This is a genomic window from Bradyrhizobium sp. B039 (genome assembly GCF_038965675.1).
Classification (GTDB): Bacteria; Pseudomonadota; Alphaproteobacteria; order Rhizobiales; family Xanthobacteraceae; genus Bradyrhizobium; species Bradyrhizobium diazoefficiens.
Genome location: NZ_CP152416.1, coordinates 6,650,931 through 6,667,251 on the forward strand (window position 1 = coordinate 6,650,931; position 16,321 = coordinate 6,667,251).

General features: G+C 63.7%; 14 protein-coding genes. 5 read left to right on the forward strand and 9 right to left on the reverse strand.

What is annotated here, in order from left to right:
• Positions 1–8: 8 nt before the first annotated feature.
• The 7 genes from AAFG50_RS31605 to AAFG50_RS31635 form a co-directional block, all read right to left on the reverse strand.
• Complete coding sequence (locus AAFG50_RS31605) at positions 9–1,490, reverse strand: aldehyde dehydrogenase family protein (protein WP_028176105.1); 1,482 nt, start codon at positions 1,488–1,490, stop codon at positions 9–11.
• Positions 1,491–1,588: 98 nt separating this feature from the next.
• The gene (locus tag AAFG50_RS31610) at positions 1,589–2,491 is read right to left on the reverse strand and encodes an NAD(P)-dependent oxidoreductase (protein WP_028176106.1); all 903 of its coding nucleotides are present in this window, start codon (positions 2,489–2,491) and stop codon (positions 1,589–1,591) included.
• Positions 2,492–2,568: 77 nt separating this feature from the next.
• Complete coding sequence (locus AAFG50_RS31615; protein ID WP_028176107.1) at positions 2,569–4,062, reverse strand: sugar ABC transporter ATP-binding protein; 1,494 nt, start codon at positions 4,060–4,062, stop codon at positions 2,569–2,571.
• Between the two features lie 4 nt (positions 4,063–4,066).
• Positions 4,067–5,149, reverse strand: coding sequence for a strictosidine synthase (locus AAFG50_RS31620; protein ID WP_143279714.1), 1,083 nt, complete (start codon positions 5,147–5,149; stop codon positions 4,067–4,069).
• Positions 5,146–7,266, reverse strand: a complete 2,121-nt coding sequence (locus AAFG50_RS31625) for an SMP-30/gluconolactonase/LRE family protein (protein WP_028176109.1) — start codon at positions 7,264–7,266, stop codon at positions 5,146–5,148. Before AAFG50_RS31625 ends, AAFG50_RS31620 begins: the two co-directional genes overlap by 4 nt.
• Positions 7,267–7,317: 51 nt before the next feature.
• Positions 7,318–8,331 (reverse strand): sugar ABC transporter substrate-binding protein, encoded by a 1,014-nt coding sequence (locus AAFG50_RS31630; protein WP_028176110.1) that lies wholly within the window; start codon positions 8,329–8,331, stop codon positions 7,318–7,320.
• 38 nt (positions 8,332–8,369) lie between these two features.
• Positions 8,370–9,368: an ABC transporter permease gene (locus AAFG50_RS31635; RefSeq protein ID WP_049832626.1), complete on the reverse strand. Its 999-nt coding sequence runs from the start codon at positions 9,366–9,368 to the stop codon at positions 8,370–8,372.
• A 378-nt stretch (positions 9,369–9,746) separates the two neighbouring features.
• Here AAFG50_RS31635 and AAFG50_RS31640 point away from each other — a divergent pair, with 378 nt between their 5' ends.
• Positions 9,747–10,256, forward strand: a complete 510-nt coding sequence (locus AAFG50_RS31640) for a hypothetical protein (RefSeq protein ID WP_011089069.1) — start codon at positions 9,747–9,749, stop codon at positions 10,254–10,256.
• A 143-nt stretch (positions 10,257–10,399) separates the two neighbouring features.
• Here AAFG50_RS31640 and AAFG50_RS31645 read toward each other — a convergent pair whose 3' ends face one another.
• Together AAFG50_RS31645 and AAFG50_RS31650 are read right to left on the reverse strand one after the other, a co-directional pair.
• On the reverse strand, positions 10,400–10,900 hold the full coding sequence (locus AAFG50_RS31645) for an Lrp/AsnC family transcriptional regulator (protein ID WP_011089070.1): 501 nt from the start codon (positions 10,898–10,900) through the stop codon (positions 10,400–10,402).
• 20 nt (positions 10,901–10,920) lie between these two features.
• The gene (locus AAFG50_RS31650; RefSeq protein ID WP_156149855.1) at positions 10,921–11,244 is read right to left on the reverse strand and encodes a hypothetical protein; all 324 of its coding nucleotides are present in this window, start codon (positions 11,242–11,244) and stop codon (positions 10,921–10,923) included.
• A gap of 98 nt (positions 11,245–11,342) precedes the next feature.
• Here AAFG50_RS31650 and AAFG50_RS31655 point away from each other — a divergent pair, with 98 nt between their 5' ends.
• Genes AAFG50_RS31655 through lpdA form a run of 4 tightly spaced genes read left to right on the forward strand, consistent with a single transcriptional unit; the run spans position 11,343 to position 16,289 of the window.
• Positions 11,343–12,575, forward strand: coding sequence for a 3-methyl-2-oxobutanoate dehydrogenase (2-methylpropanoyl-transferring) subunit alpha (locus AAFG50_RS31655; RefSeq protein ID WP_028176113.1), 1,233 nt, complete (start codon positions 11,343–11,345; stop codon positions 12,573–12,575).
• A 3-nt stretch (positions 12,576–12,578) separates the two neighbouring features.
• Positions 12,579–13,595, forward strand: a complete 1,017-nt coding sequence (locus tag AAFG50_RS31660; RefSeq protein WP_011089072.1) for an alpha-ketoacid dehydrogenase subunit beta — start codon at positions 12,579–12,581, stop codon at positions 13,593–13,595.
• Positions 13,595–14,878 (forward strand): dihydrolipoamide acetyltransferase family protein, encoded by a 1,284-nt coding sequence (locus AAFG50_RS31665; protein WP_028176114.1) that lies wholly within the window; start codon positions 13,595–13,597, stop codon positions 14,876–14,878. Before AAFG50_RS31660 ends, AAFG50_RS31665 begins: the two co-directional genes overlap by 1 nt.
• A gap of 13 nt (positions 14,879–14,891) precedes the next feature.
• On the forward strand, positions 14,892–16,289 hold the full coding sequence (gene lpdA / locus AAFG50_RS31670; protein WP_028176115.1) for a dihydrolipoyl dehydrogenase: 1,398 nt from the start codon (positions 14,892–14,894) through the stop codon (positions 16,287–16,289).
• The last annotated feature ends 32 nt before the right edge of the window (positions 16,290–16,321 follow it).

A 16,321-nucleotide genomic window follows, 5' to 3' on the forward strand; every position in this document is an offset into this window, starting at 1 on the left:
TCTCAAGGTCAGTCCAGCTTGATCCAGACACCCTTCGTGTGCAGATATTCGTCGAGATGCTCGGTGCCGCCCTCGCGGCCATATCCGCTCATCTTGTAGCCGCCGAATGGCATTGCGGGATCCAGCGCGTGATAGGTGTTCACCCACACCGACCCTGCGCGGAGGCTGCGAGAGATGACGTGGGCCTTGCTCACGTCGCGCGTGAAGACACCTGCCGCGAGCCCGTACGGCGTCGCATTGGCTCTTTCCACTGCCTCGTCGAGGGTGTCGAACGGCAGTGCGGAAATGACCGGGCCGAAGATTTCGTCACGGGCGATCTGCATATCATCGGAGACGCCGGCGAACACGGTCGGCTCGACGAAGTTACCCTTCGCAAGATTCCCCTCCCTCACGCGCCGGCCGCCGGCCACCACCTTCGCGCCCTCCTCGCGCCCGCTTTGCAGGAAGCCCTCGACCTTGTCGAGCTGTCGCTGGGAAACGAGAGGTCCGATCTCCGTCGTCGGATCCGCGCCATCGCCGATCTTCAGGGCCGAGGCGAACTTCCCGAGCCGCTCGACCAATTCATCATGGATTTTACGCTCCACGAACAGGCGCGAGCCGGCGATGCAGATCTGGCCCGAATTGGCGAATGCGGCCATCGCGGCGATCGGTACGGCCTTGTCGAGATCAGCGTCGGCACAGACGATGACCGGTGACTTTCCGCCAAGCTCGAGAGACACCCGCTTGAGGTTGCCGGCCGAAGCCCGGATGATCGCCTGGCCGGTCGCGGTGGAGCCGGTGAAGACGATCTTGTCGACATCGGGATGCTCGGCTAGAGGCGCGCCGGCCTCCACCCCGGTTCCGGTCACCACGTTGACGACGCCGGGCGGCACGCCGGCCTCGTTCATCAGATCCGCGATCAGCAGCGGCGTCAGCGGCGCCTCTTCCGACGGCTTGAGCACGATCGTGCAGCCGGTCGCGAGCGCGGGCCCGATCTTCCAGACCGATGCGGCCGTCGGCGCATTCCACGGGATGATGGCGCCAACCACGCCGACGGGCTCCTTCCGGGTGAACGAGACGATGTCCCCCGGAAGCGAATTATCTACCGTCTGCCCATGGAGCGCGGTCGCCATGCCGGCGTAGTATCGCAGCATGCCGATCACGCGAAGCTTGTTTGCGCGCGTCCGGGCGATCGGCATTCCCATATCGGCCGTATCGGATTGGCTGATCTCCTCCCAGTTCTTCTCGAACAGGTCGGCGATACGCAGGAGCAGCGCCTGCCGCTCGAAAGGCTTGAAACGGCTCCACGGTCCTACGAAAGCGCGTCGGGCCGCAGCGACCGCCACGCTGATGTCGGCCGCCTCGCCGCGCGGTACACGACCGATCACTTCGCCGGTCGCAGGATTGCGCGTCTCGAAGACCTTGCCCGAGCGGGCTTCCACCCACGCGCCATCGACGAACATCTTTCGGGCTCGGCCGTCGAGCGGAAATCGGATCTCAGCTTTCGTCATCGTAGTACTCCTGTCTCAACAGAGGCGATGGACGGATGCCTCGCCGTTGTCTGATTTCGCGCTTTCATAGCGGTGATTCTTCGACTCGGGCAGAGCCTCTAGGCGGCCGGGTGCGGCTTCCGCAGGAAGCGCGCCAATTCCGGTATGTACGCCTCGCCGTGACCGCTCTCGACCACTGCCGCGATCGCGCCGGCAACGCCGTCCGCGATCGTCCTGGATGCGCCGGATGCGCTTGCCATGGTCCGGTAATAATCGATGTCTTTCAACGCATTGCCGATGAAGAACGGGACCGTGCCGACGTCGTCCGTCACGATGGCTGGCGTCATACGCTGTAGCGCAGCGCCGGCCCCACCTCCTTTGGCGAGGACATCGACGAAAACCGCGGGATCGACGCCCGCATCGGCCGCCTGTGCGGCGGCTTCGCTGAGCAGCGCCATGAACCCGATCGACACATAGTTGTGGAGCAGCTTGAGCCGATGACCAAAGCTCACCGGCCCAACTCTTTCGACCCGCTCGGTGAAGGATGCGAGGACCGCGCAGGCATTCTGAAAATCTGTTTCGTCGCCTCCAACCAGAAGGTTCAGCGCCCCATCTTCCGCATGCTTTGCCGTGCGGGTCATGGGCGCATCGAGGAAGGCCCCGCCGGCGGCGCGGACGGCCGCGGCCATCCGCAATGTCGATTCCGGCAATGCGGTCGAACAATCGACGATGATGGTTCCCTTGCGCAGCCGGGACAAGACGCCCGCGTCACCGGTGAGAACCGCCTCGACCTGGGGCGAACCGGTGACGCAGAGGATGATGATGTCCGATGCTTCCGCTACGTCAGCAGGAGTCTTGCAGGCTGTGGCACCGAGTCCGACGAGATCGTCGACGGGCTGGTTGCCCGGGTGATCGAGAAACGCCAGGGGGAAGCGGCCCCGCGCCAGGACGTTCTTCGCGATGCCGTGGCCCATCAGGCCCACGCCGATAATTCCGACCCTCGTCACGGTGACCTCGTTCATCTCTTGCATGTCCGGTCGCGGGTGTCGTGCCCCACATGATCGTGTTGGGACAGCCGGCATATGCTGTGGCAGGCCGTCTAGTGGACGGCGGCGTACATGATCTGCTGCTCGGTTGCCTCGGCTGTCTTGATCTCTTCGACGATCTTGCCCCGCTTTGCGACCAGGATGCGGTCCGAGAGTGCCAGGACCTCGGGCAGGTAGGAGGAGATCACGACCACGGCGAGACCGTCGTCAGCCAGGCTATTGATGAACTGGTGGATCTCGACGATGGCGCCGACGTCGACACCGCGGGTCGGCTCGTCGAAGATGATCAGCCTGGGCTTCTGGATGAGCGACCGCGCGATGACGACCTTCTGCTGGTTGCCGCCGGAGAGTTCGATCACCCTGGCCTTTTCATTGATCGACCGAAGCTGAAGCCGCCCGGCCCATTGTCGCGCCAGCTCCTTCGCCTGTGTCATCGAGATCACGGACAGCGGGTTCGAGAAGCGCGAGAGCTCGCCCAGATGCAGGTTCTCGGCCACCGTCATTGTCTCGAAAAAACCGTCGAACTTGCGGTCTTCCGTGACGTAGACGATGCCCTCGCGGACCGCCATCCGCGGAACCCGGTAGCGGACCGATTTGCCGCGATACTTGATCTCGCCACCATGGAAGATGTCCCGCTTCAACACGCCAGCGACCACCTTCATCATTTCGGTGCGACCGGCGCCGACCAGCCCGAAGACACCCGTCACCTGTCCTGCGAAGATAGAGAATGACGTGTTGCGGACCATCGTGCCCGAAGACAAATTCTCCACGCTGAGCACCCGTTCACCATACGGCCTGGGCGGGCGGCCGTGATCGCCATGCAATGTCTCGGTCAGGTTTCGTCCGACCATTGCCTGGATGACCGTATCGCGCGTGAACGTCTCCTTGACATCCGATGCGACCAGCCGCCCGTCCCGGAGAATTGTAATGCGATCGGCCAGCTGCAGCGCCTCTTCAAGCGCGTGCGAAATGAAGATGATCGCGACCTTGTCGGCCACCAGACGCCGGATCAGGTTGAAGAAGTGTCGCTTCTCCTCCGGCGTGAGTGTCGCCGTCGGTTCGTCGAAGATGATCACCTTCGCCTTGTGATGAACGGCGCGCGCGATCTCCACCATCTGCTTTTGCGCCGCTCCGAGCTGCGAGACCTGTGCCGTGGGATCGACCTGGAATCCCATGCCAGCCAGGAATTGTCGGGCCTGGATGTAGAGTCCCCGCAGCCTATTGAACACCTTCTCCTCGCCTAGGTAGATGTTCTGTGCCACCGTCATCGACGGCACGAGATTGGTCTCCTGGTAGACCATGACAACGCCCTGCTTCAGGCCTTCGGCAGGCGTCGACAACTGCACCGGCGTCCCGTTCAGGAGCATCTCTCCGGAAGTGAGCTTGTAGACGCCGGCAAGAACCTTCGTCAGCGTCGACTTGCCGGCACCGTTCTCGCCGAGAATGGCGTGAACCTCTCCCGGCGAAACGGCGAAATCGACTTCCTGGAAGGCGGGGATCCTTCCAAACAGCTTCGTTCCGTTGCGGATTTCCAGAATTGGCTGCATGCGATTACTCCGAGAGGGCCGTCGCCGGATCGCGGATTTCCAGGACCGCGTTCGAACCGCGGCTGGCGAGGTAGAGCGCGCCTGCGCATTCGGCGGCCGCCACGACACCATGCCGCGTGCCGTCCGCGCGGGAGTGGAAGGATCCGATGGGCGTCATGCTCGCGTCGCAATACGCTATCAGCCCATAAGACCGCGTGACCGAATAGGGCTTCAGGATGCCCATCTGCTTCAGCTGGCTTCCCTGCATCGGCTCCTTGAAGCTGCGTCCTGAACAGAGTGACGGGGCCACCCAGTGCTCTTCCGGCAGCTCGTTGACCATACGGGTCCTGTATTCATCCTCGCGCAGGATGAACTCCACGAGCTGGTTGCGCACGGAATAGAAGGAAAGCCAAATGCCACCGGCAGCCGCGCGCGTCAGGCGTGCGGGATAGCCAGGCAGGCCGGTGACAAGCTCAACGGGCTTTCCAGCCGGAAGCGCCAGCGCAAGGACGCGGTGACGCAGACACTCGGAGACGAACACCTGTCCGTCTGATGCCGCCAATCCGGATGGCCACCCCAATCCGGTCGCTGCGATCGTAACCCGGTCCTTGACGAGATCGACGACGACGACTGAGCCGGAAAGATCCTTCGTCATCAGCGCACGCCGCCAGTCGAGTGCACCGACATGTTTCGACCCGTTGCACACGGCGAGCGTCGACTCGTCCAGCCACGCGATCGCGGTCGGGCAATGCAGGACGTCACCAGAAGGCTGAACCACCTTGCCGTCGAAGCGACCGCCCCGTACGACGAGGCCCTTGCGGTCCAGCCCGATCGCCAGCGCGTCACCCAGTCCAGCCATCGCCGAGATGGGGGCATCGAACATTGCCACCGTCTCCGGACCTGAGGAGGAGGTCGGCCGCAGACGGAGCAGCCCGGAGCCGCTCGAGGCAAAGAGGTTGGCACCGAGAGCCACGAGGTTGTCGACCTGATCGACCTGGCAGAGGACCGGCGCGGCCTCGAGCTTCTGGTTCGGCAGGAACGGGCCGTCGAGCACTGGCACCGTGACCGCGCCTTCGCGGCGCCCCAGCACTTTGTCGATCCATTTCACGAGCGGCGGCCCCAATAGCTGTCCACACCGCAGAACGCGGGATCGGCTCCCTCCAGCCGGTATGTCCCCATCCGGTTGTTGAAGATTCCGCAGAGATAAAGCACGCCCTTGTGCTCGCGCATCGAGGTGATCATGGGATGCTTCTGACCGCCCTGATCCCAATAGCTTTCGAGGATCTCGCCGCGCTCGTTGAACTTGAGAACACATCCGGTGTTCAAATTCGGCATCAGCCAGGCATCTTCGGAGCACCGCCGCGACATCCTCTTGCGGAAGCCCGGCATCTCGAGCGACAGGTCGAGCGCCGGTGTACGCATCCCCATCAAGGCCAGCCAGTAGCACCCGTCGGACGCGCGATTGATGTTGTCGGGGTAACCGGGAAGGTTCGGAATGACGACCTCCACCTCGCCCTTCTTCGGTCCATCGAAATAGTACCGACTGATCCGGCAAGCCCAGCTTTCCGCGAAGAGCAGGGATTCGTTGTCGTAGGACATGCAGATGCCGTTCGGAAACACCAGGTTCTTCAGAACGGTTCGGGTCCTTCTGGTCTTCGGGTCGTAGCGGATGATACGGCCGTTGCCGCGACTCTCGAGCGCGTCCGAATACCAGTCGTGCATCTCGAATCGCGTCGTCGCCTCGCTGAAATAGATCGTGCCATCGGGCGCGATGTCGAGATCGTCCGCGAGCTTCATGTTGGAATCGTCGATGATCGACAGCAGGCTCCGGTTCGTCTCCGCGGTCAGGCGGCGCACCGTGCCGTTCATCTCGACCTGATAGAGGCCCATTCCCGCGACGCAGATGTTGAGATGTCCCTGGCGATCGAACGCCATCCCCAGCGGCGAGCCACCGATATGCGCCAGCACCTCCCAGCGCTGATAGTCGGGCGGAAGCCAGCGCACGATGTCGCCGTGACGGTTGCCTGTGTAGAGGTTGTCGTGGCGATCGAAGATGACGTCCTCGGCGCCCTCCAGAATGCCAAGGCCGATGACGCCGACGTCGCGCAGCCTGTCGTTCGGTGCCATGGCGCCGGCGCCCAGGTCCGTCGGGATGGGGTCGGGCATGCGGGCATAGGCCGGGGAAATATAGACGCTCCGCAGCAGCTTGTGGCGGTTCTTGACCCAGCGCACGTCAAGGAAGACGGCGGCGACAAGGATCAGACCCAGCACGAGGTCGGCCCCGGGACCGGAGATCGCGAGCGCGAGGAAGCTGTTCGACAGGAGCAGCACGAAAACGGCCCCCATGATCGCCTTCGAGACCGTGCCCCGCCCACCACCAAGCGAGATGCCGCCCAGCACAGTGGCCGTGAGCGCCTGCAGCTCGAGTCCCGCCCCGACGTCCGACGCCGCGCTCCCGATTCGGCTCGCGAACAGGAATCCGGACAGGGCAACGAGGGTGCTGCAGCAAACATAGGCGCTGAAGATCGTCCAGCGAACATTGATGCCGGCATTGTATGCCGAACGGCGCGCCCCACCGACCGCGAGTAGATGCCAGCCATAACGTGTGCGCGAGAGCACCACGTGAACGCCGATTGCGATGGCGGCCGTGATCAGGAAGGAGACCGGCGCCAGCCCGATATTCGCGGTACCGAGATATTCAAACGCGGCGGAGTCGGACATGTTGGTCACAATCGCCGTCGAGAACTCGGGAAAGACGATCTCGAACAACGATCGGAAGATGATGAGGGTGACCAGTGTTGTGAGGAACGCACGCATCCTGACATAGCCGACAAGCAGCCCGTTCAGAGCACCGCATGAGGCTCCGACAACCAGTGTGGCAATGAGACCAGTACCAGCGCTCCATCCCTCGACATTCATGCCGATCAGGGACATCAGCACGGACAGTGCGAAAACCGAGCCGACGGACAGATCGATTCCGCCCGACATCATCACGATCGTGAGGCCGAGAACGATCAGCCCAAACTCCGCAAACTGGCGCGCGAGGTTTCCGAGCGTGGTCCATTCGAAGAAGTGCGGAACGAACGGCCCCAGACCGAACACGAGCAGCGCCAGCGCCAGGAACGGGATGGCGCTGTCGACCCACTTCTTGGTGAGGACCTCCCCGATCACGTGATCGGGGAGGAGCTTGTACCGCCAGCGAACGATATCGGTCGAAAAACTCATCTCGCTCATTCCCTGCGCTCGCCAGCCTGGGGCCGTAGCGCGACATGCCCCTTACTTGAGTTCGTCGAGCGTCCAGCAGTTGCGGCCGGTCGCATTGTTCTTGTCGACCCGCGTCACCGGCCCGAAGAACACGTCCTTGACGGCAGCCGCCTTGCGGTTGCCTTGCAGCAGCTCGGATATCTGGCCTGCCGCGATCTCGCCCTGGATGTCGGCATGGAAGTTATAGACGACGGTCAGGAGCCCTTTCTTGATGCTGTCGCAACCGGTCTGGCTTCCTGCGCCATTCGTGACGATCGTGACCTGCCCGGTCTTGCCCGCGGCTGCCACGGCAGCTCCGGCGCCGACCTCGGCGTTGTCCCAGATGCCCATCACGCCGCAGAGATCGGGATGCTGCTGGAGAACCGTCGCAGTGATCTGGCGCGCCTTGTCGGAGTCGTAGTTGGCGGCCTGATCAGATACGAGCTGAAGGTCGGGATTGGCGACCAGCACCTCGTTGATGCCCTGGCGCATGTAGATGTTGGCCGCACCGGTCTCCACCCCGGCGAGCCAGACGACCTTGGTGGACGGGCCCTTGCCCTTGGCGCAGGCCTTGGCCAGTTCGCCCATCTCGAGCCGGCCCATCTCGATCCAATCGTTTCCCACATACGAATCCGTCTGGGTCGCCGACTGCATGTTGACCTGAAGCACCGGAATTCCGGCCTCCTGAGCCTGCTTCAATTGGCGCGCATAGGTCTGCACGTCCGGATTCTGCACGATCAGCAGATCGGGCTTCTCGGCGATCGCGCCGGTCAGCGCGCGAATGCCCGCCTCTGTATTCATGTTGGGATCGCGCACTTCGAGCGTGAAGCCATAGCGTTGAGCATGCCGCTGCCATACCGTCACCCAGGCCTGGTTGAGGTCGAAGCCCTGGGAGATCGGAACGAAGATCACCTTCTTGCCCTTGAGGGCCTTCAGATATGCCTCTCTGCCGACCTGCTGCACCTCGGCGGCGATGCTCGGCGTCGCGGACGCAAGGCCCCCGAGCACGAGGCCCGTCAACAACAATTTTCGCAGAACTGAAACCATGATGTCCTCCCGGTTTGTAATCGCTTGAGGCGTTCGCCCTAGATATCGCCACTCTGCGAGGTCTGTTCGTCGCGCGGATTGAGCAGCGCATCGATCGCCAGAGCATCGAGCAGGATCACGCCCTTGATGAGGTTCTGGGCCGTGAAGCTGATGTTGAGGATCGTCATGCCGTTGGTGAGAACGCCGACGAGGATCGTTCCCACGATCACGTTGCGGACACCGCCCTGCCCGCCGCTGAGGCCAATGCCACCAAGCACGACGACGAGAAGCACATCGTAGATCAGCGTCGAGTTGTACAGGCGCGTGTTGATGCCGGAGACCACCGCGCACATCAGGATGCCGGACAGAAATGCGATCAGGGCGCTGGCGGCATATTGCGAGACGATGACCGGCCGGGCCGGCAATCCCATGGTGCGCGCGGCGAAAGGATTGTCGCCGGTCGCGTAGATGAACCGCCCGAAGCGGGTCTTCCGCAGGAACAGGGCCACGAGTCCAGCCAGCACCGCCGCCACGCAGACCGAGACGGGAACGCCGGCGATCGTCCCTGTTCCGAGGAACGTGAACCAGCCGTGCCCCGTCGGAGCATAGACCACGTCCGACTTGAAGACGATTCGCCCCGCGCCGTAGACCACCGATGCGAGGCCGAGGGTCGCAAAGATCGGCGGCACGTCCGCCACCGCGACGAGCGTTCCGGTGCCGACGCCGACGAGGATGACGAGCAGCCCGCCAACCACCAGTGCCCAGCCAAACGGCAGGCCGGTGGTCGACAGCCAGATGCTGAACGCAACGCCGATCACCATCACCGCGATCATGGTCAGGTCGATGCCGCGCCCGACGACGACCAGCGCCATGCCGATCGCAAGGATGCCGAGCGTCGCGACGTTGTTCAGCAGCGTGAGGATGTTCCCGGCGGTGAGAAACCTGGGCAGGAAGATCGAGAAAGCCGCGATCAGGACGAGCGTGATGCAGAAGATGACCTCCTCCTGCGTCAGCCTGAACGATGGAATTCCACGCACCAGATGCTCCGAGCGGCTCATGTTCCGGTCATCCGTTTCCGGCTTCGGAGGCGCGACCGGGCCGAGCCCTCGCGCAGGATTGACTGCTCGCGATCATCGTTGTTTCCCCGCCTGCAATAGGCTCTTCTTGGTGGGCAAGATGAGCGAGGTCTCCCCGCCTCATGCAAGGCGCTTTTTCTGACCCCCTGTTTCGTTTTTCTGATCCTCCGGCATTTTGACGCTCACACCGGCAGTGTCGTCGAGATCTCGGCCGTTGAGAAACACTGACACCCCCGTCAGAAATACTGCGCTTCGCCGGCATTGCCTCGGCGCTTCGTCTACTTGAAGATCGAAACGCGATCGGCGCCTCGACCAATCACAACGAAACAGAGCCGATTTCACCTGACAGGGAGGTAAAGTATGAAATTTCGCAGACTGCTCGCGCTCGCGGGTGTGTTCTTTGGCATGAGCACCGTTGCGCTCGCTCAAACTCAGGCCGACGATGAGTGCCTGAATCCCGGAAACGACGAACTCTTGAAGCAGGGATGCTCCTATCTCGACGAGTTCATGAAGGCGTTCAACTCGCGAGACGCGGAAGCCTGGGCCAAGACGGTCCATTATCCGCACATCCGGATCGCCGCCGGCCAGGTTCAGATCTGGAACACGCCGGAAGAATATGCGCAATCGAACGACGCGAAGCAATTGGCGCAGGCCTCGACCTGGGCGCGTTCGGCATGGACGTATCGCAAGCTCGTGCAAAAATCCGACGACAAGCTGCACTTCATCACGCGGTTCACGCGCTATGACGCCAACGACAAGCCGATATTGTCGGCCGATTCCTTCTATGTGATCGTCAAGAAGGATGGGCGATGGGGCGCCCTGGTGCGATCGAGCTATGTCGGCATCATCGGCAAGAAGACCGCGTTCTGATGCTCCGCTGGCTTCCGCTCGAACACGGGAGCTGGCGTCGAACCGAATGCTCCTGGCTTAGGCGCGCGGCGCCACGAGCATCTTTCGTCGGGCTCCCGATCGCGGGAGCCCGACCCTCGGGGGCCCGTTCGAAACAGCCGCGCTTACGGCGGACCGGCCTTGGAGGGATCGATCGAAATCTGGCGCTTCAGGGTGCGCAGGCCGAATGTCGTTCGCGACTGCCGAATACCCGGTATCCTGTACAACGACTGTCGCAGGAAGCGCTCGTAGTGATCGGTGTCTCGCACGACGACCTTGATGAGATAGTCGTAATCGCCGGTCACCAGGTAGGCCTCCATCACCTCCGGAATCCGCGACAGGGCAGTACCGAAGCGATCGAGCACCTTGTCGTCATGCTTGTCCAGCGTGATCTCGACGAAGGCGATGTTGTTGTATCCGAGATTGGCGTGATTGAGCACCGCGACATATTTCTCGATCGCTCCGTTTTCCTCCAGGCGCTTCACTCTGGTCCAGCATGGAGAACTCGAGAGCCCGACCTGCTCCGCCAGCGCACTCGTCGTCAAGCGGCCGTTCTCGCAAAGCGCCGAGAGAATCCGGCGATCCAGATGATCGAGATCCTCGACGGGGCTGCGCTTGGAGGGCATGGGTCAATCCTTCTGTCTTTTTACATTCCGGCGGGAAACTTTTCCGCGATTCCGGCCAATACACCGGAATTTTGGGAAATTTTCTCGAACCAGGAGATTATCATTGTGCGGCGGGAGAACGTGACATGCAACCTCAACAGCGCCGATCCGTCAGCGTGATCGCCACCACATCCGACCCCTTTGACGGGATCGTTCGGCTCGTCCTCGACGCGGCGCGGTTCGGCTTCGGCCTCGACCAGGTCGCGATGACGACCTGCCCCGGTGGCGGCCGAACGATACGGATGGTCCTTGAAGTCCAGCCGTCGGCCGATTGCGCTGACATCGCGGAACGGCTGTCGCGCCATCCGGCGATCACGGACCTTCGCGTCGTGGGGCTCGCGCGCGAGGAATCCGGTCGGCCAGGCGTTGTCTCTGCAGAACCGGCAAACGAGCGGATGCTTCCATGAACAGCCCCACGCCACTTCGCTTTCACGTTCCGGAGCCCGCAAGCCGTCCGGGGGGCAAGCCGGATTTCTCCGGCGTCTCGATTCCGAAGGCGGGCTCGGTCCGGCGTCCGCCGGTCGACGTGCTCCCTGAGGAGATTCGTGACCTCGCCTACTCGATCATCCGCGTGCTCAATCACGAGGGCCGGGCAATCGGGCCATGGGTGCCGGACCTCTCCCTGGACGAACTGGTCGCCGGCCTGCGCCACATGATGACCCTGCGCACGTTCGACGCGCGCATGCAGATGGCGCAACGTCAGGGCAAGACGTCTTTCTACATGCAGCACACCGGCGAGGAAGCGGTGAGCTGCGCGTTCCGCATCGCGCTCGGCCCCGACGACATGAACTTCCCGACCTACCGTCAGGCCGGCCTGCTGATCGCGCATGACTATCCGCTCGTCGACATGATGTGTCAGATCTATTCCAATGAGCATGATCCGCTAAAAGGCCGGCAATTGCCCGTGATGTACTCCTCGAAAAAGCACGGCTTCTTTTCGATTTCGGGCAACCTCGCCACGCAGTTCGTCCAGGCGGTCGGCTGGGCCATGGCGTCGGCGATCAAGCGCGACAACCGCATTGCCGCCGCCTGGATCGGCGACGGCTCGACGGCGGAATCGGATTTCCATGCGGCGCTTGTCTTCGCCTCGACCTACAAGGCGCCGGTCGTCCTCAACGTGGTCAACAACCAGTGGGCCATCTCGACCTTCCAGGGCATCGCGCGTGGCGGCTCGGGCACCTTCGCGGCGCGCGGCCTCGGCTTCGGCATCCCCGCGCTCAGGGTTGACGGCAACGACTATCTCGCGACCTATGCCGTCGCAAAATGGGCGATCGAGCGGGCGCGGCTCAACCTCGGGCCAACACTGATCGAATACGTCACTTACCGCGCCGGCGCGCATTCGACGTCGGATGATCCTTCCGCCTACCGGCCGAAGCACGAATCCGAGGAGTGGCCGCTGGGCGATCCCGTGATCCGGCTCAAGCAGCATCTCATCGCAGCCGGCGCCTGGTCGGAAGAGCGCCACAAGCAGACCGAGGCCGAGATTCTTGCCACCGTCATCGCCGCGCAGAAGGAAGCCGAGGCCTTCGGCACCCTGCATTCCGGCGGTAAGCCCTCGGCGCGCGATATCTTCGAGGATGTCTATGCCGAACTACCGCCGCATCTGCGTCGCCAGCGCCAGCAGATCGGAGTCTGAGCCATGCCGCGCATGACGATGATCGAGGCAATCCGCTCGGGGCTCGACGTCTCGATGGCTCGCAACGACGACGTCGTGGTCTATGGCGAGGACGTCGGCTTTTTCGGCGGCGTGTTCCGCTGCACGCAGGGCCTGCAGCAGAAGTACGGCGTCTCGCGCTGTTTCGATGCGCCGATCAGCGAATGCGGCATCGTCGGCACCGCGATCGGCATGGCCGCTTATGGACTGCGCCCCTGCGTCGAGCTTCAGTTCGCCGATTACATGTATCCGGCCTACGACCAGATCGTCTCGGAGGCAGCTCGCCTGCGTTATCGTTCGGCTGGCGACTTCACCTGCCCCCTCGTCATCCGCATGCCGACCGGCGGAGGCATTTTCGGTGGACAGACCCACAGCCAGAGCCCCGAGGCACTCTTCACCCATGTCGCGGGACTGAAGACCGTAGTGCCGTCCAATCCCCATGATGCGAAGGGCCTCCTGATCGCGGCCATCGAGGATCCGGATCCCGTCATCTTTCTGGAGCCAAAGCGGCTCTACAACGGCCCGTTCGACGGTCATCACGATCGCCCGGTCACCGCATGGGCCAAACATGAGCTCTCCGAAGTGCCGGAGGGACACTACACCACGCCGCTCGGCAAGGCGGTGACGCGGCGCGCCGGAGAGGCCGTCACCGTCCTGACGTACGGCACCATGGTTCACGTCGCGCTGGCGGCGGTCGAGGAGACGGGCGTCGATGCCGAGGTGATCGACCTGCGCACCCTGCTTCCGCTCGATCTCGAGACGATCATCGCTTCCGTCGCCAGGACCGGCCGCTGCATCGTGCTGCACGAAGCAACCCTGACCTCCGGCTTCGGCGCGGAGCTCACGGCGCTGGTGCAGGAGCACTGCTTCTATCATCTCGAAGCGCCGGTGATGCGCGTCACCGGCTGGGACACGCCCTACCCGCATGCCCAGGAATGGGACTATTTCCCCGGTCCTATCAGGCTCGGGCAAGCGCTGCGCGACATCATGGAGACACGCTGATGGGTGAGCGCAGCGTCAAGCTTCCCGATATCGGGGAAGGCATCGCCGAAGCAGAACTCGTCGAGTGGCACGTCAAGGAGGGCGATCTTGTTCGCGAGGACGACCTGCTCGCCACCGTGATGACCGACAAGGCCTCGGTCGAGATTCCCTCGCCGCTCGCGGGCGAGGTCAGCTGGATCGGCGCCCGGATTGGCGATGCGGTGGCGATCGGCTCGACGCTCGTGAAGCTCAAGGTCGCAGGCGATGATACCTCGGAGCCGGCAGACGAGGCACCGACGGAAGACGTCGCCACACCATCGGCCGTGACGAACGGCGAAACCCCGGATGCTGTGCCAACGCCCCCTGCCCGCATCCGCCCCGCGGCCATCGAGGCCCGGCCGGCGACCACGTCTGCGGTCCGCCGCACGCCGGGCGAGAAGCCGCTGGCCTCGCCCGCCATACGCCTCAAGGCGCGGGAAGCCGGCCTGGACCTGCGCCAGGTCCACGGCACAGGCCCCGCCGGACGCATCACCCACGAGGACATCGACGCCTTCCTGTCGCGCGGGCCGGCACCGACCCATGGTCGCGGCATGGCTCCGAAGACCGCCGTCACCGACGTCAAGGTGGTGGGCTTGCGCCGCCGCATTGCCGAGAAGATGGCGCTGTCGAAGTCTCGCATCCCGCACATCACCATCATCGAGGAGGTCAACGTCTCGCCGCTGGAGGATCTGCGCGCGACGCTGAACAGGAAGCCTGCGCCGGAGCACCCGAAGCTCACGCTGCTGCCGTTCCTGATGCGGGCGATGGTCAAGGCGCTTACCGAGCAGCCCGCACTCAACGCACTCTATGACGACGAGGCCGGCATCGTCCACGAGCATGCCGGCATCCATATCGGCATCGCAACCCAGACTCCGTCAGGCCTCGTCGTGCCCGTGGTGAAGCATGCGGAGGCGCGCGACCTCCGGGACTGCAGCATCGAGCTGAACCGTCTCGCGCAGCGCGCCCGCGAGGGCACCGCGACGCGCGAGGAGCTGACCGGCTCGACAATCACCATCACCTCGCTCGGCGCGCTCGGCGGCCTTGCGACCACGCCGGTGATCAATCATCCCGAGGTCGCCATCGTCGGCGTCAACAAGATCGCGATACGTCCAGTCTGGGACGGCACGCAGTTCGTGCCATGCAAGATGATGAACCTCTCCTGCAGCTTCGATCACCGCGTCATCGACGGATGGGACGCCGCCGTCTTCGTGCAGAGGCTCAAGGAGCTGCTGGAGAACCCGGCGACGATCTTCGTCGACCCCTAAGGCAGAGCAAGCAATGACCGAAATCACCTGTCAACTCCTCGTGGTCGGTGCCGGGCCCGGCGGCTATGTGTGCGCGATCCGCGCCGGCCAGCTCGGCCTCGACACCGTTCTCGTCGAACGCGGCAAGCTCGGCGGAAGCTGCCTGAACGTCGGCTGCATTCCTTCGAAGGCGATGATTCATGTTGCCGAGGAATTCGAGAAGCTGGCGGAGGCAGCTGATGGCAAGACCCCCTTTGGCCTGACGGCGGCGCAACCTGCGCTCGACTTCAAGCAGGCGATCGCCTGGAAGGACGGTATCGTCCATCGGCTGAACAACGGCGTCGCTGCGCTGCTCCGCAAGGCCAAGGTCAAGATCGTCCAGGGCCATGGACGCTTCCGCGACGGCAAGACGATCGTCGTCGAGACCGAGACCGGCCCGAAGACGATCAAGGCCGAGACGGTGGTGATCGCGACCGGCTCGGCTCCTGTCGAGCTGCCGACCCTGCCGTTCGGCGGCAGGGTCATCTCCTCGACCGGTGCACTCTCGCTCGCGGAGGCGCCAAAATCCCTCGTTGTCGTCGGCGGCGGCTATATCGGGCTCGAGCTCGGGACCGCCTTCGCCAAGCTGGGGAGCAAGGTTGCGGTGGTGGAAGCGCAGGACAACATCCTGCCGCTCTACGACGTCGAGTTGACGGCTCCGATCGCCAGACGCTTGACCGCGCTCGGCGTCGAGGTGCTGACCGGTGCCCGGGCGCTCGGCCTGACCGCTCAGGGCGACGGATTGCGCGTCGAGACGCCCGATGGCCAGGAGAGCAGCCTGGCGGCTGACAGGATTCTCGTCACGGTCGGGCGCACGCCGGTCACCGAGGCATTGGGGCTGGAGCAACTCGTCCTCGACATGGATGGTCGCTTCATCCGTATCGGCCAGCATTGCGAAACCTCGATGCGCGGCGTCTACGCGATCGGCGATGTCACGGGAGAGCCGATGCTGGCCCATCGCGCCATGGCGCAGGGCGAGATGGTGGCGGAAATCGCAGCCGGCATGCCACGCGCGTGGGACAAGCGCTGCATCCCGGCGATCTGCTTCACCGATCCTGAGATCGTCTCCGCGGGCTTGTCGCCGGACGAGGCTCGCCGGGCCGGCATCAACATCAAGGTTGGACAATTTCCCTTTGCAGCCAATGGCCGCGCGATGACGCGCCATGGCGAGCCCGGCTTTGTGCGCGTCGTCGCCAGGGCCGACAATCAACGCGTTCTCGGTATCCAGGCGGTTGGACAGGGCGTCTCGGAGCTTTCTGCCGCATTTGGCCTCGCGATCGAGATGGGCGCGGTCCTGCAGGACATCGCCGGCACGATCCACGCGCATCCCACGCTGGGCGAAGCAATTCAGGAAGCGGCCTTCAAGGCACTCGGCCACGCGATCCACGTCTAGGCCGTCGCGAGACGAACAGCACGTAGGCGCCT